The sequence below is a fragment of the Pseudomonas sp. SIMBA_068 genome (genome assembly GCF_046534705.1).
Lineage (GTDB): Bacteria > Pseudomonadota > Gammaproteobacteria > Pseudomonadales > Pseudomonadaceae > Aquipseudomonas > Aquipseudomonas putida.
Window position 1 is genome coordinate 1 of record NZ_JAWRYI010001258.1, and the last position, 247, is coordinate 247.

Here is a 247-nt window from a genome sequence, read left to right on the forward strand (position 1 = left end):
GGTGGCGTGCGTGTCGCCACGCCGACTGGCGCAGAACTCGTAAAACAATAATAAGGGCGGGGAAAGCATGAGCAGTCATCACAACGATAAAGCGACCCTCCTTGAGCGCCTGATCTTCAACAACCGTCCGGCGGTGATTGTCATCTGCCTGCTGGTGAGCATTTTCCTGTTCTGGCAGGCGACCCTGATTCGCCCCTCCACCAGTTTTGAAAAGATGATCCCCCTGAAGCACCCCTTCATCGAAAAG

Annotated in this window: 1 pseudogene; it reads left to right on the plus strand. The window is 55.1% G+C overall.

Annotated elements, in window-relative coordinates:
- Positions 1-67: 67 nt before the first annotated feature.
- Positions 68-247 (plus strand): annotated as a pseudogene (locus SB756_RS33585) (RND family transporter); the annotation flags it as partial.